This window comes from Citrobacter sp. RHBSTW-00570 (genome assembly GCF_013739755.1).
Classification (GTDB): domain Bacteria; phylum Pseudomonadota; class Gammaproteobacteria; order Enterobacterales; family Enterobacteriaceae; genus Citrobacter; species Citrobacter braakii.
The window spans coordinates 2,291,047-2,310,874 of the sequence record NZ_CP056399.1 but is presented as its reverse complement, the minus strand read 5'-3'; the positions used below and the strand labels follow the sequence as shown (position 1 = coordinate 2,310,874).

General features: G+C 50.9%; 17 protein-coding genes and 1 pseudogene. 12 read left to right on the top strand and 6 right to left on the bottom strand.

Annotated elements, in window-relative coordinates; translation table 11 throughout:
* The first annotated feature begins 62 nt into the window (after positions 1 to 62).
* Together prs and dauA are read left to right on the top strand one after the other, a co-directional pair.
* Positions 63 to 1,010, top strand: a complete 948-nt coding sequence (gene prs, locus HV237_RS10970) for a ribose-phosphate diphosphokinase (protein ID WP_001518537.1) — start codon at positions 63 to 65, stop codon at positions 1,008 to 1,010.
* A 151-nt stretch (positions 1,011 to 1,161) separates the two neighbouring features.
* Positions 1,162 to 2,817 (top strand): C4-dicarboxylic acid transporter DauA, encoded by a 1,656-nt coding sequence (dauA, locus tag HV237_RS10965; RefSeq protein ID WP_016153297.1) that lies wholly within the window; start codon positions 1,162 to 1,164, stop codon positions 2,815 to 2,817.
* A gap of 156 nt (positions 2,818 to 2,973) precedes the next feature.
* On the opposite strand, the gene tnpA is transcribed toward dauA, so the two are convergent.
* The 3 genes from tnpA to HV237_RS10950 all read right to left on the bottom strand — a co-directional run bounded on the left by tnpA (position 2,974) and on the right by HV237_RS10950 (position 6,493).
* Positions 2,974 to 3,432, bottom strand: coding sequence for an IS200/IS605 family transposase (gene tnpA, locus HV237_RS10960; protein ID WP_079778750.1), 459 nt, complete (start codon positions 3,430 to 3,432; stop codon positions 2,974 to 2,976).
* A 196-nt stretch (positions 3,433 to 3,628) separates the two neighbouring features.
* The gene (locus HV237_RS10955) at positions 3,629 to 5,092 is read right to left on the bottom strand and encodes an aspartate aminotransferase family protein (protein WP_016156743.1); all 1,464 of its coding nucleotides are present in this window, start codon (positions 5,090 to 5,092) and stop codon (positions 3,629 to 3,631) included.
* Positions 5,093 to 5,107: 15 nt separating this feature from the next.
* Positions 5,108 to 6,493: a diaminobutyrate--2-oxoglutarate transaminase gene (locus tag HV237_RS10950; protein WP_019076946.1), complete on the bottom strand. Its 1,386-nt coding sequence runs from the start codon at positions 6,491 to 6,493 to the stop codon at positions 5,108 to 5,110.
* Between the two features lie 611 nt (positions 6,494 to 7,104).
* Between HV237_RS10950 and lysC the strand changes: the two genes are divergently transcribed.
* Positions 7,105 to 8,466 (top strand): lysine-sensitive aspartokinase 3, encoded by a 1,362-nt coding sequence (lysC, locus tag HV237_RS10945; protein ID WP_016156744.1) that lies wholly within the window; start codon positions 7,105 to 7,107, stop codon positions 8,464 to 8,466.
* Positions 8,467 to 8,590: 124 nt separating this feature from the next.
* Here the strand turns inward: lysC and ychH are convergent, their stop codons facing one another.
* On the bottom strand, positions 8,591 to 8,872 hold the full coding sequence (ychH, locus tag HV237_RS10940) for a stress-induced protein YchH (RefSeq protein ID WP_016153301.1): 282 nt from the start codon (positions 8,870 to 8,872) through the stop codon (positions 8,591 to 8,593).
* A 274-nt stretch (positions 8,873 to 9,146) separates the two neighbouring features.
* Here ychH and pth point away from each other — a divergent pair, with 274 nt between their 5' ends.
* The 3 genes and pseudogenes from pth to HV237_RS10925 form a co-directional block, all read left to right on the top strand.
* Entirely contained in the window at positions 9,147 to 9,731 is a 585-nt protein-coding gene (pth, locus tag HV237_RS10935) for an aminoacyl-tRNA hydrolase (protein ID WP_016153302.1), read from the top strand.
* Between the two features lie 115 nt (positions 9,732 to 9,846).
* Positions 9,847 to 10,941 carry a redox-regulated ATPase YchF gene (ychF, locus tag HV237_RS10930; RefSeq protein ID WP_016153303.1) on the top strand — a complete coding sequence of 365 codons (1,095 nt, stop codon included), beginning with the start codon at positions 9,847 to 9,849 and terminating at the stop codon, positions 10,939 to 10,941.
* Positions 10,942 to 11,161: 220 nt separating this feature from the next.
* Positions 11,162 to 11,800: pseudogene (locus tag HV237_RS10925) on the top strand (integrase arm-type DNA-binding domain-containing protein); the annotation flags it as partial.
* A 670-nt stretch (positions 11,801 to 12,470) separates the two neighbouring features.
* On the opposite strand, the gene HV237_RS10920 reads toward HV237_RS10925, so the two are convergent.
* A complete protein-coding gene (locus HV237_RS10920; RefSeq protein ID WP_047358262.1) occupies positions 12,471 to 12,866 on the bottom strand; it encodes a VOC family protein in 396 nt (131 codons plus the stop codon).
* A gap of 668 nt (positions 12,867 to 13,534) precedes the next feature.
* Positions 13,535 to 14,584, bottom strand: a complete 1,050-nt coding sequence (locus tag HV237_RS10915; protein WP_016153322.1) for an alpha/beta hydrolase — start codon at positions 14,582 to 14,584, stop codon at positions 13,535 to 13,537.
* A gap of 219 nt (positions 14,585 to 14,803) precedes the next feature.
* Between HV237_RS10915 and HV237_RS10910 the strand changes: the two genes are divergently transcribed.
* The 6 genes from HV237_RS10910 (at position 14,804) to HV237_RS10885 (ending at position 19,715) form a co-directional block, all read left to right on the top strand.
* The gene (locus tag HV237_RS10910; RefSeq protein ID WP_046275295.1) at positions 14,804 to 15,484 is read left to right on the top strand and encodes a heavy metal response regulator transcription factor; all 681 of its coding nucleotides are present in this window, start codon (positions 14,804 to 14,806) and stop codon (positions 15,482 to 15,484) included.
* A gap of 15 nt (positions 15,485 to 15,499) precedes the next feature.
* Positions 15,500 to 16,969 (top strand): heavy metal sensor histidine kinase, encoded by a 1,470-nt coding sequence (locus HV237_RS10905; RefSeq protein WP_047358264.1) that lies wholly within the window; start codon positions 15,500 to 15,502, stop codon positions 16,967 to 16,969.
* Positions 16,970 to 17,069: 100 nt separating this feature from the next.
* The gene (locus tag HV237_RS10900) at positions 17,070 to 17,690 is read left to right on the top strand and encodes a flavodoxin (protein ID WP_196406176.1); all 621 of its coding nucleotides are present in this window, start codon (positions 17,070 to 17,072) and stop codon (positions 17,688 to 17,690) included.
* Positions 17,691 to 17,741: 51 nt separating this feature from the next.
* On the top strand, positions 17,742 to 18,389 hold the full coding sequence (locus tag HV237_RS10895; protein WP_052951271.1) for a DUF4405 domain-containing protein: 648 nt from the start codon (positions 17,742 to 17,744) through the stop codon (positions 18,387 to 18,389).
* Positions 18,390 to 18,496: 107 nt separating this feature from the next.
* On the top strand, positions 18,497 to 18,976 hold the full coding sequence (locus HV237_RS10890; RefSeq protein ID WP_047358266.1) for a cupin domain-containing protein: 480 nt from the start codon (positions 18,497 to 18,499) through the stop codon (positions 18,974 to 18,976).
* Entirely contained in the window at positions 18,954 to 19,715 is a 762-nt protein-coding gene (locus HV237_RS10885) for a carboxymuconolactone decarboxylase family protein (RefSeq protein ID WP_047358267.1), read from the top strand. The genes HV237_RS10890 and HV237_RS10885 overlap by 23 nt, the downstream gene beginning before the upstream one ends.
* Positions 19,716 to 19,828: the final 113 nt, after the last annotated feature.

Genomic DNA, 19,828 nt, shown 5'->3' with positions numbered 1-19,828 from the left:
CTGGCCCGCACAGTTTTCGGCAGATTCTTTCCACCAATGGACGCATGCCTGAGGTTCTTCTCGTGCCTGATATGAAGCTTTTTGCTGGTAACGCCACCCCGGAACTAGCACAACGTATTGCCAACCGCCTGTACACTTCACTCGGCGACGCCGCTGTAGGTCGCTTTAGCGACGGCGAAGTCAGCGTACAAATTAATGAAAATGTACGCGGTGGTGATATTTTCATCATCCAGTCCACTTGTGCCCCTACTAACGACAACCTGATGGAATTGGTCGTTATGGTTGATGCGCTGCGCCGTGCTTCCGCAGGCCGTATCACCGCCGTTATTCCTTACTTCGGCTATGCACGTCAGGATCGTCGCGTACGTTCCGCTCGTGTACCGATTACTGCTAAAGTCGTCGCTGATTTCCTGTCCAGCGTTGGCGTTGACCGCGTCCTCACCGTTGACCTGCATGCTGAACAGATCCAGGGCTTCTTTGACGTACCGGTTGATAACGTATTCGGTAGCCCGATCCTGTTAGAAGACATGCTGCAGCTGAATCTGGACAACCCGATTGTGGTTTCTCCGGACATCGGTGGCGTCGTGCGTGCCCGCGCTATCGCTAAACTGCTGAACGATACCGACATGGCTATCATCGACAAACGACGCCCGCGCGCGAACGTTTCTCAGGTGATGCACATTATTGGTGACGTTGCAGGTCGTGACTGCGTGTTGGTTGATGATATGATCGATACCGGCGGTACGCTGTGTAAAGCAGCAGAAGCACTGAAAGAACGTGGTGCAAAACGCGTATTTGCTTACGCTACCCACCCGATCTTCTCAGGTAATGCGGCAAACAACCTGCGCAATTCAGTGATTGATGAAGTCGTTGTCTGTGACACTATTCCACTGACTGACGAAATCAAAGCACTGCCAAACGTGCGTACATTGACCCTGTCGGGTATGCTGGCCGAAGCGATTCGTCGTATCAGCAACGAAGAATCCATCTCTGCTATGTTCGAGCATTAATCGAGCCCGGCTCAAAAACCCGCTGCGGCGGGTTTTTTTATCTGCAACATCTATTTGTATGACTTATGCCTCCTTCACCTGCCATTTAGTTGACAGATGATGCGCTCATGGATGAAACATTATTGTGAACAGATTATTTTCCTCACATGTGATGCCTTTCCGCGCCCTCATCGACGCTTGTTGGAAAGAAAAATATACCGCTTCTCGCTTTACCCGCGACCTGATCGCCGGGATAACCGTTGGGATCATTGCCATTCCGCTGGCGATGGCCCTGGCAATAGGCAGTGGCGTGGCGCCGCAGTACGGCTTGTATACCTCAGCCGTGGCTGGGATTGTTATCGCCCTTACCGGGGGTTCACGTTTTAGCGTATCTGGACCAACTGCCGCCTTCGTGGTGATTCTGTATCCGGTGTCGCAACAGTTTGGGTTGGCAGGCCTGCTGGTCGCAACGCTAATGTCCGGGATATTCCTGATCCTTTTCGGCCTCGCCCGTTTTGGTCGCCTGATCGAATATATCCCGGTATCCGTTACGTTAGGTTTTACATCGGGTATTGGTATCACCATCGGTACCATGCAGATTAAAGATTTTCTCGGTCTGCAAATGGCCCATGTCCCGGAGCACTACCTGCAAAAGGTCGGCGCGCTGTTTATGGCCCTGCCAACCCTCAACGTTGGCGATGCCGCAATTGGCGTGGTGACGCTGGGGATCCTGATTTTCTGGCCGCGTCTGGGGATCCGACTGCCGGGCCACCTTCCTGCGCTGCTGGCAGGCTGTGCGGTAATGGGGATTGTGAACCTGACCGGCGGCCATGTCGCCACCATCGGTTCTCAGTTCCACTACATTCTGGCTGACGGCTCGCAGGGTAACGGCATCCCGCAGTTGCTGCCGCAACTGGTATTACCGTGGGACATGCCGGAGTCAAACTTTACCCTGAGCTGGAGTTCGTTACAGGCGCTGTTACCGGCCGCCTTCTCCATGGCGATGCTCGGGGCGATTGAATCTCTACTGTGCGCCGTCGTGCTCGATGGGATGACCGGCACCAAGCATAAAGCCAACAGTGAGCTGATTGGCCAGGGCCTGGGTAACATCGTGGCACCGTTCTTCGGTGGTATCACCGCCACGGCGGCAATTGCCCGTTCTGCGGCAAACGTCCGCGCCGGGGCGACCTCACCAATTTCAGCGGTCATCCACGCGATTCTGGTGATCCTTGCCCTGCTGGTGCTTGCGCCGCTGCTTTCCTGGTTACCGCTTTCCGCCATGGCCGCCCTGCTGCTGATGGTGGCATGGAACATGAGTGAAGCGCATAAAGTGGTGGATCTGCTGCGTCATGCGCCAAAAGACGACATCATTGTCATGCTTATGTGTATGTCGCTGACGGTGCTATTCGACATGGTGATCGCCATCAGCGTCGGTATCGTTCTCGCCTCCCTGCTGTTTATGCGTCGTATCGCGCGCATGACGCGTCTGGCGCCGGTCAACGTAGATGTACCTGACGATGTGCTGGTGCTGCGCGTTATTGGCCCACTTTTCTTTGCCGCTGCGGAGGGATTATTTACCGATCTCGAATCGCGCATTGCAGGTAAACGTATTGTGGTCTTGAAGTGGGACGCGGTCCCGGTACTGGATGCCGGTGGTCTGGACGCTTTCCAGCGTTTTGTAAAACGCCTCCCGGAAGGGTGTGAACTGCGGATCAGTAATCTGGAATTCCAGCCGTTACGTACCATGGCGCGCGCGGGCATTCAGCCGATTGCCGGACGCCTGACGTTCTTCCCGAATAAAGACGCCGCGCTGGCAGATATCAGCTGACGTGTAGCCCAGCCAGGCGAAGCGCCGCCGGACTACAAATGACAGGCAATAAATATCCTCCGGCATAGCCGGAGGTTTTTCGGATGCGCCTATAAGGCTCTGTTACCAGCCGCGCCCTAACAGGCGCATACGATCTGACATTTGCATCAGACTTCGTTACTTACGGCCCGTAAACGGGCTACCCGCATAAGGGATCGATAACTGCTCACCCATTTTATCTTCTGCAAGCTGGTGCTTTATGTATTCCTGTATCTTCACCGTGTTCTTACCCACCGTATCTACGTAGTATCCCCGGCACCAGAACTCTCTATTCCTGTACTTGAATTTCATATCCCCAAACTGTTCATACAGCATCAGACTGCTTTTCCCTTTCAGATACCCCATAAAGCCGGATACGCTCATTTTGGGTGGGATTTCCACAAGCATATGAATATGATCTGCACAGCATTCCGCTTCCAGGATCCGCACGTTTTTCCACTCACACAGCTTTCTTAAGATGCTGCCTATCGCCCTGCGTTTCTCACCGTAGAATGCTTGTCTTCGGTATTTGGGCGCAAAAACTATGTGATATTTACAGTTCCATCGGGTGTGCGCTAAGCTCTTTTCGTCCCCCATTGGGACCCCCTTTTGATTTCTTGTTAAACATTTGCAGTTGCCAGACCGCAATGTGTTTTAACAAATCAAAAGGGGTTTTAATAACTGGCCCAAAGCTGAAAGCTTTCCGGAACCCCCAGCCTAGCTGGGGGTTTTCTGTGCACAACAAAAAAATGGCTCCCGTGTGTGGGAGCCATTTTTATAACCAGCTTATTGCTTACGCGTTCAGCAGTTGCTCAGCTGTCGCTTTCACGCTTGCCAGCAGGACTTTGACATCCTCCAGACACACCGTTGGGTTCAGCAGCGTCAGCTTCAGGCAGGTTACGCCATCCGCTTCGGTCACGCCAACGTTGGCGCTACCAGAAGCCAGCAGAACGTCGCCAATACGCTGGTTTAACAGCGCAACGAACGCCATGTCGTCACTGTGCGGACGGAAACGGAACAGCACGCTTGCCAGCTGCGGCTCCATCACCAGTTCCAGGTGTGGCTGAGTTTTCACAAACGCAGCCACATCACGCGCCAGCGTTACGCCGTTATCAATGATTTCGGCATACTGCTTTTTGCCCAGCGCTTCGAGACCCATCCACAGCTTCAGCGCGTCAAAACGGCGCGTGGTCTGCAGCGATTTCGACACCAGATTCGGTACGCCCGCCTCTTCATCAAAATCAGAGTTCAGGTACGCCGCCTGGTAACGCATCAGCTCGTAATGACGCGCGTCTTTCAGCAGGAACGCGCCGCAGCTGATGGTCTGGAAGAACTGTTTGTGGAAGTCCAGCGTCACGGAATCCGCCAGTTCAAGGCCGTTCAGGAAGTGACGATACTGCTCAGAAAGCAGTAACGCCCCGCCCCATGCTGCATCCACATGCATCCAGATCTGGTGTTCTGCCGCCAGCGCCGCAATGTCCGCTAACGGATCGATTGCGCCCGCATCGGTAGTACCAGCAGTGGCGACAATCGCCATCACCTGTTCGCCGTTGGCTTTCGCCTGGGCCAGCTTGTCTTTCAGGTCAGCCAGATCCATGCGTGAGAACGCATCGGTCTTCACCTGGGTGACGGAACGGTAACCCAGCCCCATCAGCGCCATGTTCTTCTGCACAGAGAAGTGCGCGCTTTCAGAGCAAAATACTTTGATTTTGCTCAGGTCGCCGGTCAGACCATTCTGCTGAATGGAATGCCCCTGGCGGGCAAAGAAGGCGTCGCGCGCCAGCATCAGGCCCATCAGGTTGCTCTGGGTGCCGCCGCTGGTGAACACCCCCGCGTCGCCTGCCGCATAGCCCACCTGCTCACGCAACCATTCGATCAGTTTGATCTCAATGATGGTCGCCGACGGGCTCTGATCCCAGGAGTCCATACTCTGGTTGGTGGCGTTGATCAGCACTTCTGCCGCCTGGCTAATCACCAGGCTCGGGCAGTGCAGGTGCGCCACGCACTGCGCATGGTGAACCAACAAGCTGTCTTTCAGAAAGTATTCAACCGCACGCTCAATAGCGGCCTGGTTGCCCAGGCCCTGAGACGTAAAATTCAGGTTGATACGTTCGCGCAGTTGCTCAACGGTTTTGCCCTGATACATCTCAGGTTGCTTCAACCATTCAACGACCGCTTGCGTACTCTGCTCGATAGCGTCCTGGTAGGCAGCAATGCTTTGTGCCGAGCCGGACAGAATCGGATTTACGTCTGACATTCGATCCAACTCCGTTTAAACCGGCTTCACGCCAGCGCCCAGCAGGGCATTTTCGAATTTATCGAGGAAAATCTCCAGCTCTGCGTTGGTGATCAACAGAGACGGCAGCAGACGCAGTACGCAACCGTTACGGCCGCCACGCTCCAGAATCAGGCCGTTTTCGAAACATTTTTTCTGCAGCAGCGCGGAAAGCTCTCCATCGGCCGGGTAGCAGCCCATGTGATCCTGCGCTTCGTTCGGCTTAACGATTTCCAGACCAATCATCAGGCCCAGACCACGTACCTGGCCGATAACCGGGTAACGTTTCTGCAGGTCAGTCAGTTTACCTTTCAGCCACTCGCCCTGCGCAGCAACTTTATCGGCAATCTTGTCGTCTTTGAGGATTTTCAGCGTTGTCAGACCGGTCGCCATCGCCAGTTGGTTGCCGCGGAAGGTGCCAGTGTGGTGGCCCGGGGCCCACGCATCGAACTGCTTTTTAATGCCCAGTACCGCCAGTGGCAGACCGCCACCAACCGCTTTGGACATCACGATGATATCCGGCTCAATACCGGCGTGTTCGAAGGCGAACAGTTTACCCGTGCGCGCGAAGCCAGCCTGCACTTCATCGATAATCAGCAGAATGCCGTGTTCCTGGGTCACTTTACGAATACGCTGCAGCCACTCGATCGGAGCCGGGTTTACCCCGCCTTCGCCCTGCACCGCTTCGAGGATCACGGCAGCCGGTTTACGCACGCCGCTCTCAACGTCGTTGATCAGGTTTTCGAAGTAGTAGGTCAATGCTTTGACGCCAGCGTCGCCGCCAATACCCAGCGGGCAACGGTACTGATGCGGATACGGCATAAACTGCACTTCCGCCATCATGTTGCTGACGGCTTCTTTCGGCGACAAGTTGCCGGTCACGGACAGCGCGCCGTGGGTCATCCCGTGGTAGCCACCGGAGAAGCTGATGATGCTGGAACGGCCGGTAACTTTCTTCGCCAGCTTTAGCGCCGCTTCAACGGCATCGGCACCGGACGGCCCGGTGAACTGCAGGCAATACTCTTTGCCCTGGCCCGGTAATAAAGAAAGTAAATACGATGAGAATTCATCTTTTAACGGTGTGGTAAGGTCAAGCGTATGTAACGGTAAGCCGCTTGTGATGACACTTTGAATGCTCTGCAGCACTTCAGGATGATTATGACCAAGCGCCAGGGTTCCGGCACCTGCCAGGCAATCAAGATATTGATTATTTTCTACGTCAGTAATCCAGACGCCCTGCGCTTTAGCAATCGCTAATGGCAGTTTACGTGGATAGCTGCGGACATTAGATTCAAACTCAGCCTGTCTTGCTAAAAAGGTATCATTGCTCTGTGGTAATGAATTAGCACTTAAAGTATCAATACGGACTTTATCCGTCATCATATCACTCCTACAACCAGGTGTAGATTAACGCCTGATTGAATAAATGGTTATAAGGGTTACCTGTAAAAAAGCGCGGCTAATATATGTTGTTTTAGCCCTGGACTCAATCATTTATTTTTCAACACATTTAGCAGGTGTTTTTTCTTTATAATTCAAAGTGTAATAGCCACCCTTCATTACGAAATCCTAAAGAAATATATCTATTTAATTAACAATTACCGTAGCCAATTGCAACGCATACGATGTTATAAAAACCATGTGATTTTCATGTTTTTATTATTTTTTTACACGTTTTTACCATTAATAATGTACGCGTTTTCTTGTTACGACATGATTTTTCACTTATTTGTCGATAAATCGAATAAAAAAGTCGATCCCTAAATATAAATCACTTAGTATGGCGCGCTTATTTGCAGGCTATGTAAATAAAATTAATGCGCAGCACCCGGTAACGCGTACAGGCGACACGCGTTTTCGACAACAGGAATTCCCTGGGTTGTCAGCAGAAATGTTCGCGGGCGGACATTTCGTAAGGCGAACACCGTTTCCCCTTATGCCGAGAATGAAAATTTTCTAGCCATACTTTTATGGCGCCCTGATATGAGATTGTTATGACTCGCATTTATCCACCATCCGTCGTTGCCAAATTTGGCGGCACCAGCGTCGCTGATTTTGATGCGATGAACCGAAGCGCCAGCATTGTCCTTGCTGATCAAGATGTCCGTTTAGTCGTACTGTCTGCTTCAGCAGGCGTTACAAACTTACTGGTCGAGCTTTCTGAAGGTCTGGAAACGCATCAACAATTAGATAAGCTTGAGACCTTACGCGCCATCCAATACAACATTATTTCCCGCCTGAAGCAGCCGTCCGTTATCAGCACGGAAATCGATAATCTTCTCAACAACATCCGCCATCTTGCACAAACGGCGACCGTTTCACCGTCTGATGCGCTAAGCGATGAATTGGTCAGTCACGGCGAGCTGATGTCCTCTTTACTGTTTACTGAAGTCTTACGTGAACGGCATGCCGAGGCCGGGTGGTTTGACGCCCGCAGCGTGATGCGTACCAACTCGAGTTTCGGCTGCGCCGAACCCGAACTCAGTACCTTGCACCACCTGGTGGAGACTCACCTGCGCCCTCGTCTTGAGCAAGCGATTATGGTGACCCAGGGGTTTATCGGCCGGGATGCCGCAGGGCATACCACTACGCTGGGACGCGGTGGTAGTGATTACACGGCGACGCTTCTCGGTGAGGCGCTTCACGCCGCACGCGTGGACATCTGGACCGATGTCGCAGGGATCTACACCACCGATCCGCGCATTGCGCCGCGGGCCAAACGGATTGACCACATCTCATTTTCCGAGGCCAGCGATATGGCCGCCTTCGGTGCGAAGGTCCTCCACCCGGCTACGCTGCTTCCGGCAATGCGCAAAAGCATTCCGGTGTTTGTTGGCTCAAGTAAGGATACTGCTGCCGGTGGTACGCTGGTGCATAACACCACCGACAACCCACCTCGCTATCGTGCGCTTGCCGTGCGCCGTAAACAGACGCTGTTGCGATTGCATAGTCTGGAGACACAACCGTCAGGTTCTTTCCTGGCGCAGTCCTTCGCCATTTTAGCTCGCCACGCGGTCACGGTGGATTTGGTTACAACCTCAGAGAACAGTATTGCGCTGGCGCTGGACGCGACTCACGCTACCTCAGGTGAAGATCATATACTGACCAGCGCATTGTTTACCGCATTATCCTCCCACTGTCGTGTGGAAGTGGAAACCGGACTGGCATTAGTGACTTTGGTGGGGAATCGACTGACTCAGGCGGCGGGAGTTTGCAAAGACGTTTTTGCCTGGCTTGAAGGGCATACAGTGCGAATGATCTGCCACGGCGCGTCAAATGACAACCTGTGTTTCCTGTTGCCCGCTGAAGACGCGGATAGCGCGGTTAAAACGTTACATTATCGGTTATTCGAATAACGTTTCTTATATTCCATAGCGAATATAAAAGTGCGTTCTATGCAAGGATAATGAACAAGCAGAGTCCTGGTTTTTCAACCAGGACTTTGTATTCAAACCGCAGCCCTCTCTGCCGGGAAACGATTTAGTTATGACGATGAGTGGTATCACCGCGACGACAGCGTTTGTCATAATGGCGTACCCACCAGTAACGGTCACTGATTTGCTCGTGCCCGCCCACTCTGGCTCCCGCCAACCACAGAACACCACCTACAAAAATACTGAGCACGGCACCATGTGCGAAAAACTGTGGCAGATTAAATTGCGGCAATTGGTTTAAAATAGAGTAACCAACCCCCCCCACCATCACCACCAACCCTAAAGCCATGAGCACGTTACCGAGTAACGAAGCGTTTTTGCGTTTCATGTGTCACCTCCGGAACTTTGGGTTGCTACAGGGAATACCCCTAATCCTTATGTGTAAAGTATAGACAACACTGCCGTTCGCAAGTGCGGGAGCGATCACAATTACAAACACTCGCGCAACAAAACTTTACAAATAAGCTACTGAACATACTCAATTTCTAATAGTCCATTTGTGCAATTATTCAGTTTTTGGCGATTAGAACGCAGTTTTTTGTCAAGAGCAGCGTCAGACAGTAAACTACACGTCGTTTATGGAAACACTCAGGACAAAACACGTGACGATTAAATTGATTGTCGGCCTGGCGAACCCCGGCGCAGAGTATGCGGCAACGCGACATAACGCAGGCGCATGGTATGTCGATTTACTGGCAGAGAGATTACGCGCGCCCCTGCGTGATGAGCCGAAATTCTTCGGCTACACCTCCAGAGTAACGCTCGAAGGGGAAGATGTCCGTTTGCTGGTACCGACCACATTTATGAATCTCAGCGGCAAGGCCGTGGGTGCGATGGCCAGTTTTTATCGTATCAACCCCGATGAAATTTTGGTCGCGCACGACGAATTAGACCTGCCGCCTGGCGTGGCAAAATTTAAGCTCGGTGGCGGTCATGGCGGACATAATGGCCTGAAAGACATCATCAGCAAGTTGGGCAATAACCCCAACTTTCATCGTTTACGCGTGGGAATTGGTCATCCGGGTGATAAAAACAAAGTTGTCGGATTTGTTTTAGGCAAACCGCCTGTTTCAGAACAGAAGTTAATTGATGAAGCAATTGACGAAGCGGCACGTTGTACCGAGATTTTATTCAAAGATGGCCTGACCAAGGCAACGAGCCGGTTACACACCTTTAAAGCGCAATAAGCAGCGATGTGCGGCATTTTTCTCGCGTGCTGTGTATAATAGGCAGAGTTATTTACTTTTCTACAATCTGTTTTCCATAACAGGTTGAATATCAAAAGATTAAGGTGATTTAAACATGGGATTCAAATGCGGTATCGTCGGTTTGCCAAACGTAGGCAAATCCACCCTGTTCAACGCGCTCACAAAAGCGGGTATTGAAGCGGCAAACTTCCCGTTCTGTACTATCGAGCCGAACACAGGTGTTGTCCCGATGCCCGATCCGCGTCTGGATCAGTTGGCCGAAATCGTCAAACCGCAGCGTATCCTGCCAACAACGATGGAATTCGTCGACATTGCCGGTCTGGTAAAAGGCGCGTCCAAAGGCGAAGGTCTGGGTAACCAGTTCCTGACTAACATCCGTGAAACCGAAGCTATCGGCCACGTGGTTCGCTGCTTTGAAAACGACAACATCATCCACGTTAATAACAAAGTGGATCCGGCTGACGACATTGAGGTTATCAATACCGAACTGGCGCTGTCTGACCTGGATACCTGTGAGCGCGCTATCCATCGCGTACAGAAGAAGGCTAAAGGCGGCGATAAAGACGCTAAAGCGGAACTGGCCGCACTGGAAAAATGCCTGCCACAGCTGGAAAACGCTGGCATGCTGCGTGCGTTGAAAACGCTGACCGATGAAGACAAAGCGGCTATCAAATACCTGAGCTTCCTGACGCTGAAGCCAACCATGTATATCGCCAACGTCAACGAAGACGGTTTTGAAAACAACCCATACCTCGATAAAGTGCGTGAAATCGCCGCAGCTGAAGGCTCCGTGGTTGTTGCAGTTTGCGCTGCCGTTGAAGCTGACATCGCAGAACTCGATGATGCTGACCGTGAAGAATTCATGGCTGAAATGGGTCTGGAAGAACCTGGTCTGAACCGCGTTATCCGCGCTGGTTACGAACTGCTGAACCTGCAGACCTACTTCACCGCTGGCGTGAAAGAAGTTCGTGCATGGACCATTCCTGTTGGCGCAACGGCTCCGCAGGCGGCGGGTAAAATTCATACTGACTTCGAGAAAGGCTTTATCCGCGCACAAACCATCGCGTTTGAAGATTTCATCACCTATAAAGGTGAACAAGGCGCGAAAGAAGCCGGTAAGATGCGTGCAGAAGGTAAAGATTACATCGTTAAAGATGGCGATGTGATGAACTTCCTGTTCAACGTCTAAGCCGTTTCTGTTGTCTCATGCGATCTCAGTGAATCGCATGAAAAATGGAAAACCCCATAAAATCCACGCAATTGCGTGGATTTTTCATTTCATAACGTCTCAAGTTATCTCATAATAACGCAGTCAAAAATGAGTACACGGATGAGTACAACATTCTTCCATCTTCATTTTAAGTGAGTACAATAACGGTATAATAAATAAACAAGGCTCGTTTGGTTCACTGATACGCACTGCCAAGCCTAAAGAAAAACTCTATCGTCTCAATGACTTCAACGGTCTCTACCTCGAAGTGAAACCCAATGGCAAAAAGGCATGGTGCTATCGGTTTAGACTCAACGGTAAATCCAGCATGTTTGCGCTGGGTGAGAACCCGACAGTCAAACTTGCCGAAGCCCACGAGAAATGCGAGCAAGCGCGAAAGCAGGTCGCGGATGGAGTTAGCCCAACACAGGCTCGTCAGTTAGATAAGATTCGCAAGGTCAACGACGCATCCAACACCTTTGAGCTAATCGCAAAAGAGTGGTTGCAGATGAAAGACTGGGCCGAAATCACCAAAACGCGCCGACTTGATATGCTTGAACGAGTAGTTTTTCCCGCAACCGGTAAGCTCCCAGTCAGAGAGATCACTCCACACCACATCCTTAAAATTCTTCAGGAAACGGCTAAGCGCGGCGCTCCGACCGTTGCCGCTGAAGCTCGTCGAACCATTTCATCAGTTTTCGAGTTAGCAGTCGCGACACTTAGAGCTGATAGTGATCCTGTCTGGCCTGTGCGCAAGGCCCTCCCCGCCAATAAGACACAGCACAAACAGGCACTGAATCCTCAGCAAATCGGAAAGTTATTAAGCTGTTTTGACGATATCATAGGGTCAAAGACCATAAGCCTCAGCGAGCTTCTCGCTGGCCCAAAATAAGCGTAGCGTTCACGGGTGATGGTCAGTGCACGTTCAAAAAAGCCTGACGGTTACCTGGCTGGCAGCGGCGACGGTTAAATACGAGTGTCTTAATCAATGGGAAACCGGTCACAACAGCTCTGTTCGTGTTTATGTAATCTCATTCTTGAATTAAGACGTTATTAAGCGTAAGCAAAGAATATAATGGGATGCGCATCAATCACATCATTACAATTCACCTTTAGTAGAAATAAAAGGGATTTTGCGAATTTAGCTAAAGGTGGTTAAGTAATAAGTGAATTAGCTCAGTTATATTATCAGGTGATAATAACCATTATTTGCAAGTAAAGAGTTAAAGTCGAAATTGCAATTTTCTGCAGGTAGACCAATGACGCTTTCTTTTGGCATCCGAAATTTTTATATTTCCGATCCAGAGGGGAATCTACTTGAAATAGGAAGCACGAATGAGAAGTTAGGGGGCACATGACGGAGCAGTTGCAGGCATGCTGACCTCAGCTATACAGAGGTGTCATATATGCGATAGCCAAAACGTCTGCAGTCCCCAACGAGTTTAGTGTTGGTCCGGATAACCGTGTATCAACAGTCGGGTGTTATGCCTCAAGTAATGACACCCCTGTTAGCCTCCAAGCGGCGTAAATAACTCAATCAAGTTTTCCTCCGGATCGTACAGATGAACCACTCTCACACCCCATTCTGGCATATCCATTGGCTCGTTAATGAATTTAATCCCTTTTAACGAATAGGCCTCAAAGCTTTCATCTACATTATCAACCTCGAAACAAACCATTGATTTTTCGCGATATATTATCGATTTGTCTCTGTCAGCATTTCCAATAATTGGTGCCATCAGATCAGAAGTAAAGATAGCAAGGCCTTCTATACCTTCAGCGACTTTGAAGCTGGCATAGCAATCTTCAATATCCCAGACAGCTTCCAAACCAAGCTTCTGGGTGTAGAAATTGAAACATTTGCGGTAATCTTTGACTAACAGTCTTACATTGTTGAATTTCATATATTTTCCCTTATATATTACATAAACCACAAAACGCAAGTTTGAGCATCTGAGCGTGACTATTAATTTGGCTTATCAGAGATAAGCTCTGTCAAAATTCAGATATATCATCCTGGTGCTCCTTTGTATTCCTGAAAGTGCGATTATTCCAGTTCTGTTCCTGTATATTCTCTCATTGAGCTTATAGTTTGCGTTGACGACATCAGATTATAGCTTTTCTTTGCAAGTTAAAAGGTGTGTATCTGACTAATAGCACAACCGTGTTTGCATTTTCCCGCTGTGACCGTCCTGCAAGTAACCTGAAAGGCGTCGGGCATTAGCATTTAACGCCTTAAGTATTATTTTAAAGTTTTTTCCGACGAACAAGTCGCTTGAAGAGGAGAACGCCCGCCTCAAGAAGCTGCGTGCCGAAGCCATGCTGGATAAGGAGGCACTCAATGCCGTAATGCTAAACCTAAAGTTGGCCTGGACCACGAAGTAAAACCTTACAGGCAAATAATAATCCTCAGATGTCCCTGCCGTTTTATGAATTTCATTCATAGCGGCTATTTAATGTGCGTAATTATCTTTCCTCCCGACTTCGTTAGTCTTGGTCACATGCGGACACACTCATTATGTCCTGATATGACCAGCCTGAGTGGCTGGCCAAAGGTATCGTCTGATAGGGGTTAAATACTCTTATCGAAGAAGACGTCTAACTTTTGCAAAGCCTTGTCGACGTACTCAGGAACCCAATACGTCTCGATATGGGTAGCGCCATCGATCAGGAAGAGTTCTTTGTCTTTTGTACCGGTGGCTTTCGCAAACGCATCTTCCGTCATATAGAGCGTATCCGCTTTTGTACCAGCAATCATCAGCAGCGGTTTATTGATGAGGTTGATATGGTCCGTAACGTCAAAACTCATCAAATCTAACAGGCTACTTGTCGTGTATTTAAACGTAGAGTTCGGGTGCGCGTGAGTTTTCCAGTAGTACTCATAGCCCTGTCGATATAAGGCAAAAGGCAACTTAGCGATCTGTTCATCAGTCAGATTGGCATCACCGGAGTACAGGACTTCGCCTCCGGAAGCTTCCTGAGCACGTGCGTCAGAAGCCTGCTGAAGACGCTGCTGAATAGTATCCAGCTGTGAGTCCTGAAAACCGTTGCGGCGCACCAGGCCTGAATTAAACATGCTGATGGTTGCAATCGATTTAAACCGTTGATCCGTTTCGGCCGCAACAAGTGAATAACCGCCGCCTCCGCAAATACCCAGCAGACCGAGGCGGGAAGTATCCACTCCCGGATACTGGCTGATGTAGTCAGCCATGCCGTGGATATCCTCGATGCGATTAGCGGGTTTATCCACGCTGCGAGGCATCCCACCGCTCGCGCCCTGATAAGCCGCGTCGGCAGTAATCGTGATGTAGCCCTGTTCGGCGAGACGCTGGGCATACAAGCCTGCGACCTGCTCTTTTACGCCGCCATTCGGATGTGCAACCACCACGGCAGGATATTTTTTGGCGGGATCGTAGTTAGCAGGGGTATAGACATTCGCAGCTATCTGAATGCCATGCAGATCGTACTTCACCGGATGAATGTTGACCTTGCCTTTGACGTTCTCAGTGATGGCACCGTCATAGGCCAGGGTGAATGGATTTTTTTTGTAATCAGCCGCATTGACTGAGGTGGCCCCGGTTATTGCCGTGAGCAGTATTGCAGTTAACAGATTGAATTTCATGGTCTCTCCCGATGAGTTTCAGGCTTGCGGATTTAAATGTGCAGACTCAGGTTAGAGAGAGAGGCCTGTCAGCATCGTGACAGGTAAATAACATTTTTGTCAGCAAACAGGCAGAGATGGCTTCATGTTTCTGACAATGCTGTCAGGTAAGCGTCAGCTTTATGTTGGCAATCAAGAGGCAGAATAAGCCCGATTGAACAGTTAAGAGGAAATCCCGTTATGCGCCTGTTGCTAGTCGAAGATGAAGAAAAAACGTCAACCTATCTCAACCGTGCGTTGAGTGAATCCGGATTTACGGTAGATGTCTCTGCAGATGGCGCTGAAGGTCTTCATTACGCACTGGAGCTTGACTACGACGCGATAATCCTTGATGTGATGCTGCCGGGGATGGATGGCTACCGGGTACTTGAGGGGGTGCGGGCCGTCAAACAGACGCCGGTACTAATGCTCTCGGCCCGCGGTTCGGTCGACGAGCGCGTCAAAGGGCTTCGGCTTGGCGCGGATGATTATCTCCCTAAACCCTTTTCGCTGATTGAACTGGTGGCGCGCATTCAGGCTCTGGTGCGTCGCCGCTCCACGGATGGCGCAGACATCACCCAACTGCAAATTCACGATCTGCATCTCGACCTGCTGGCCCGCCGCGTATTTCGCGCCGGAACGCGACTTGAGTTGACCGCAAAAGAGTTTTCCCTGTTAAGTCTTCTGGCCCGGCATCAGGGGGAGATCCTGTCAAAAATGATGATTGCTGAGCAGATATGGGACATGAATTTTGACAGCGATGCCAATGTAGTTGAAGTCGCCATTAAACGTCTGCGAGCCAAAGTGGATACCCCGTTCGACGTCAAACTGTTACATACCGTTCGTGGCATGGGGTATGTCCTCGAAGTCCGGTCGGAATAAATGAAGAGGCTCAGCATGCCTAAACGTTCCATCTCCGTTCACCTGGCGCTGATGTTTGCCTTATCCGCGCTGCTGATTGTGTCTATTATCGGTATCCTGCTCAGAAGCTCCTTACATGACTCTTTGCAAAAGCAGATGCACAACGAACTGTTGTTCCGGGAATCATTAATGAGTCCGTGGATCGCCGCACGAACCTCGGCTGACGGCTGGTCGACGTTGGCTAATAAATTTACTCTGCTAACCAATTCTGAAGGTGAGCGCGTTCGCTACTGGATAGTGAGCGATAACCCGCGCTTTAGCATGGGGGGAATACCACCGGTGGGCGTTCAGTGGTCTTCTTTGCAGGAGGGATTTAATAAAGTGCCCGGCGCATCGGAAGGTGCATGCTCACTGTTCCTGTTAGTGAAAACCATCCCCGCCAACGGTGAAAGGCCTGAGCTGCGCTATGTGGTTGCCATCGACTCTACGCCGTATATGGGCACACTTGATGCGTTCACACGAACGCTGCTGATTATTGCCGCGCTGGGCGTACTGATTGTCGCCTTACTGGGATACGTTGTTTCACGGATTGGCCTGCGTCCGGTGGGCATGCTCAGTCAGCAGGCACAACACCTTGCACCAGGTGACCATGGCCAGCGCCTGAATACCTGCGCGTTGCCCGAAGAACTGCAGCAACTGGCATCATCATTTAACGGTGTGTTAGAGCGTCAGGAAATCGCCTGGCGACAGCTCGAGAGCTTTAATGCCGATGTTGCGCATGAACTTCGTACTCCGCTGACTAACCTGATCGGTCAGACGCAACTCGGGCTATCACGCCGACGTTCACAAGATGAACTGGAAGAGTTATTGGGTTCAAACCTGGAGGAGCTTGAACGCATGACGTCGATAGTTAACGACATGCTGTTCCTGTCTCATGCGCACGCGGGTGAACATGCTTCCCAGCTTACGCAAGTCTCCCTGCGAGAAGAAACCCTGAAAACAGCGGAATATGTTGAACCCTCTTTTGCTGAAAAACAGCTTTCGCTGGAGGTTGAGGGCGACGTCACGGCGCATATCGACAGGTGGCTGTTTCACCGTTCACTGGCTAATTTGCTGGAAAATAGCGCCAGGCATTCCCCCTCCAATAGCACGGTTACGGTGCGCTTAAGCGAAAAAGGCAATCAAGTTTGTGTAGACGTTTCTAACCCTGGCGATCCGATAGCGCCAGAGCACTTACACCGGCTTTTCGAACGGTTCTATCGTGTTGACACCTCCCGAGCCAGGAGTGATACCCATCATGGGCTGGGCCTGTCGATTGTCCGTGCCGTCGCCATTATGCACCGGGGAGATGTCTTTGCCCGTAGCGAGAACGGTATCAATACCTTTGGCCTGACGTTTGCTAAACAGCCTGACGCTATCCGAATCGGGAGACTGATTTCAGAGACAAAATCGGGATCTCCGCGCGCAAAGACTTCTGACAAAATTGTCAGAGAGTCGTCAGTCTGATGTCAGGCTATCTGCGCCAGAATCACTGCTGATACTCACCACGGCTGATTGAAGGAATGAAACAGTGAGAATGAAAAAGGTATTTAGCGGGTTTCTGGCGATGATGGTCATGGGGCTTCTGGGGCAGCCCGCGTTCGCATCAGAGGATTCATCCGCACACGCCCGCACGCTGATTATCTACTTTTCACAACCAGAGGAGATGAAACCTGGTGCCGTGGATGGTTTTTCCGGGGCCAGCGTATTACAAAAAAATACGCCAGAGACTGGCAGCACGCAGTTTATTGCGCAACTGATTCAGAAGCAGACTCACGGCGACCTGTTTCGCATTGAAACCGCCACTCCCTACCCTCGCCAGCATGATGCACTTTTGCGCGTTGCCGAAAAGGAACAGCAAACGAAAGCCAGACCCTCGCTAAAAACGCCGCTCCCTGACCTGAGCAGTTACGACACCATTTACGTCGGCTACCCCATCTGGTGGTATACCATGCCAATGGTGATATACAGCCTCTTTGAGCAAAATGACTTTGCAGGCAAAACGGTCGTTCCCTTTACCACCCATGGTGGCAGCAGGTTAGCCGACTCCCTGCGAGAAATTGCTCGCATGCAGCCACAGGCCAAATTAGTCACTCGTGCGCTCGCGATCTCGCGCAACGATATTTCAGCTCCTGACGTACCCGCGCAGGTTGAGCAATGGGTAAAACAAGTCCAGCCACAGCGTTAATCCCTCGACATGAAGAAAATTTATATTTTCCAGGTCATGCAGGATGCGCTGATGACGTTACTTCTGTTGGTATTGATGGGATTTCACCTTCACGGTGAAATCGTGCATGAATGGGCGGGTATTATTTTTACGCTGCTCATCATGCTGCATTTATATCTTAACCGGCATCGCTTGTGGTCACTGTCGCCCAATATTCCGTTAACCATGCTGGTAGTTAACAGAATCATTAATGCAGTGACATTCGTTGTCATTCTGACCGCGATTGTATCGGGCATGATGCTGTCCCGACATATCCTTCTGGACCTGGCGTTCCACAACCCGGCGAGCTGGATCAGGAAAGTACACATGACGTCGGTCCACTGGGGAATGCTCATTCTAGCGCTGCATATCGGGTTGCACTGGAAAATGCTGGCGACTTTTTTCTGCCGGGTCCTGAACATCTCCAGCAATTCATTCTATGCAAATGTCATGATGCCAGGAGTTTTTTCGCTAATCGCTCTACTGGGATTGTACGAATTACTAAACCGGGACTATCTCGATTATTTGTTGATGAAGGTCGATTTCTCCTTTTTCGATTACGATGAATCTGCCCTACTTTTTTATCTACGCTACCTGGCCATTATTGTTTTATTTTCATTAATGACACGGTTTTCGCTTTGGGGCCTTATTTTTAGAAAAGACAAAGCAGCGTCACCATAATAAGGGTTAACTGACAGAATTGTCAGGCTGGCGTCAGTCTGACGACATCTCCCCCTGATTAGAATCATTGCAGACCCTCTCCATCATTGTAGATAAGGACGCTTTGCATGATCAGACATTTACGTTACCTCGGGCTGTTACTGCCCCTCTTTACGTTTTCATCCTGGGCGGCGGAGCAAAATCCCGCTGTCCATATCGCCACCGCCGGAAGCCAGAATGCGGTGTACGGGGCAGCAGAGAACTTTATCGGTCGCGTCCGGGTTGATCCTCTCTTCAAACCAGATAACGAAATTAGCGTTTCCGGGGCTTATGTCACCTTTGAGCCAGGTGCTCGTTCCGCCTGGCATACGCATCCGGCAGGCCAGCGGCTGATTGTAACCTCGGGAGTTGGGCTTACCCAACAAGAAGGCCAGCCGGTGCAGGTCATCCGCGCTGGCGACGTTGTCTCTTGTCCGGCGGGCGTCAAACACTGGCACGGGGCGGCACCCGGCAGCGCAATGACGCACCTGGCGATAACCGGGATTGTGGATGGCAAAAGCGTTAACTGGATGGAGAAAGTGACAGATGAACAATACCACGCCCATTAAGGCATTAACGGCAGCGGTACTGCTGACCTTTGGTTTGGGTCTCACGGCACATGCTGCGCCCGTCAATAAAGGAGCCTCAGAAATGAACCACGAACAAACGGTTTCAGATACGCTGTCAGCTCGCCAGCAAGCCATCCCGTTGATTGCGGCATCAATGGCCAGCAGTCAGATGGATAAGCTGAATGCCGCACTGAATCAGGGGCTTGATGCAGGACTTACGATAAACGAGACCAAAGAGATTCTCGTCCAGCTCTATGCCTATACGGGATTTCCCCGTAGCCTGAACGCGCTGAATGAACTGATGAAAGTCGTCGAAGCACGTAAACAACGTGGCGTTGAAGACGTTGAAGGTAAAGAGCCGGTCGCCGCCATCCCTGTCGGAGATGAGCTTCGCCGTGTCGGTACCGCAAACCAGACTAAAATCTCCGGCGCCCCCGTCCAGGGACCTCTGTTTGATTTTGCCCCGGTCATTAATCAATTCCTACAAACGCATCTGTTCGGCGACATTTTCGCCCGCGATAACCTCGACTGGCAAAGCCGCGAGCTGGCAACGGTTGGCGCATTAGCCGCCACGCCGGGCGTTGAAGCTCAGCTGTTATCGCATACGCGAGCCAGCATGCGAGTCGGCCTGACGGCAGCGCAACTGCGCCAACTGGCACAAGTTCTTCGTGAAAATGGCGAAGAAGATGCGGCTACGCGGGCGGAACAGGCGCTGCAACGGGCGTTAGCAAACAGTTAGGCGTTGGTTTGAGACGATACGGCGCTAATCCTCCGCATTCATGAGTCTGCCAAATAAGGGCAATCAAAGGTGCTAAATAATTCACGCTGACAACTCAGATATGATTGAACGGC

What these genes read in the sequence shown, in the direction of transcription:
- dauA (WP_016153297.1), top strand. Translation starts at nt 1,162, where the DNA reads ATGCCTTTCCGCGCCCTCATCGACGCTTGTTGGAAAGAAAAATATACC.
- tnpA (WP_079778750.1), bottom strand. Translation starts at nt 3,432, where the DNA reads ATGGGGGACGAAAAGAGCTTAGCGCACACCCGATGGAACTGTAAATAT.
- HV237_RS10955 (WP_016156743.1), bottom strand. Translation starts at nt 5,092, where the DNA reads ATGTCAGACGTAAATCCGATTCTGTCCGGCTCGGCACAAAGCATTGCT.
- HV237_RS10950 (WP_019076946.1), bottom strand. Translation starts at nt 6,493, where the DNA reads ATGATGACGGATAAAGTCCGTATTGATACTTTAAGTGCTAATTCATTA.
- lysC (WP_016156744.1), top strand. Translation starts at nt 7,105, where the DNA reads ATGACTCGCATTTATCCACCATCCGTCGTTGCCAAATTTGGCGGCACC.
- ychH (WP_016153301.1), bottom strand. Translation starts at nt 8,872, where the DNA reads ATGAAACGCAAAAACGCTTCGTTACTCGGTAACGTGCTCATGGCTTTA.
- ychF (WP_016153303.1), top strand. Translation starts at nt 9,847, where the DNA reads ATGGGATTCAAATGCGGTATCGTCGGTTTGCCAAACGTAGGCAAATCC.
- HV237_RS10920 (WP_047358262.1), bottom strand. Translation starts at nt 12,866, where the DNA reads ATGAAATTCAACAATGTAAGACTGTTAGTCAAAGATTACCGCAAATGT.
- HV237_RS10915 (WP_016153322.1), bottom strand. Translation starts at nt 14,584, where the DNA reads ATGAAATTCAATCTGTTAACTGCAATACTGCTCACGGCAATAACCGGG.
- HV237_RS10910 (WP_046275295.1), top strand. Translation starts at nt 14,804, where the DNA reads ATGCGCCTGTTGCTAGTCGAAGATGAAGAAAAAACGTCAACCTATCTC.
- HV237_RS10905 (WP_047358264.1), top strand. Translation starts at nt 15,500, where the DNA reads ATGCCTAAACGTTCCATCTCCGTTCACCTGGCGCTGATGTTTGCCTTA.
- HV237_RS10900 (WP_196406176.1), top strand. Translation starts at nt 17,070, where the DNA reads ATGATGGTCATGGGGCTTCTGGGGCAGCCCGCGTTCGCATCAGAGGAT.
- HV237_RS10895 (WP_052951271.1), top strand. Translation starts at nt 17,742, where the DNA reads ATGACGTTACTTCTGTTGGTATTGATGGGATTTCACCTTCACGGTGAA.
- HV237_RS10890 (WP_047358266.1), top strand. Translation starts at nt 18,497, where the DNA reads ATGATCAGACATTTACGTTACCTCGGGCTGTTACTGCCCCTCTTTACG.
- HV237_RS10885 (WP_047358267.1), top strand. Translation starts at nt 18,954, where the DNA reads ATGAACAATACCACGCCCATTAAGGCATTAACGGCAGCGGTACTGCTG.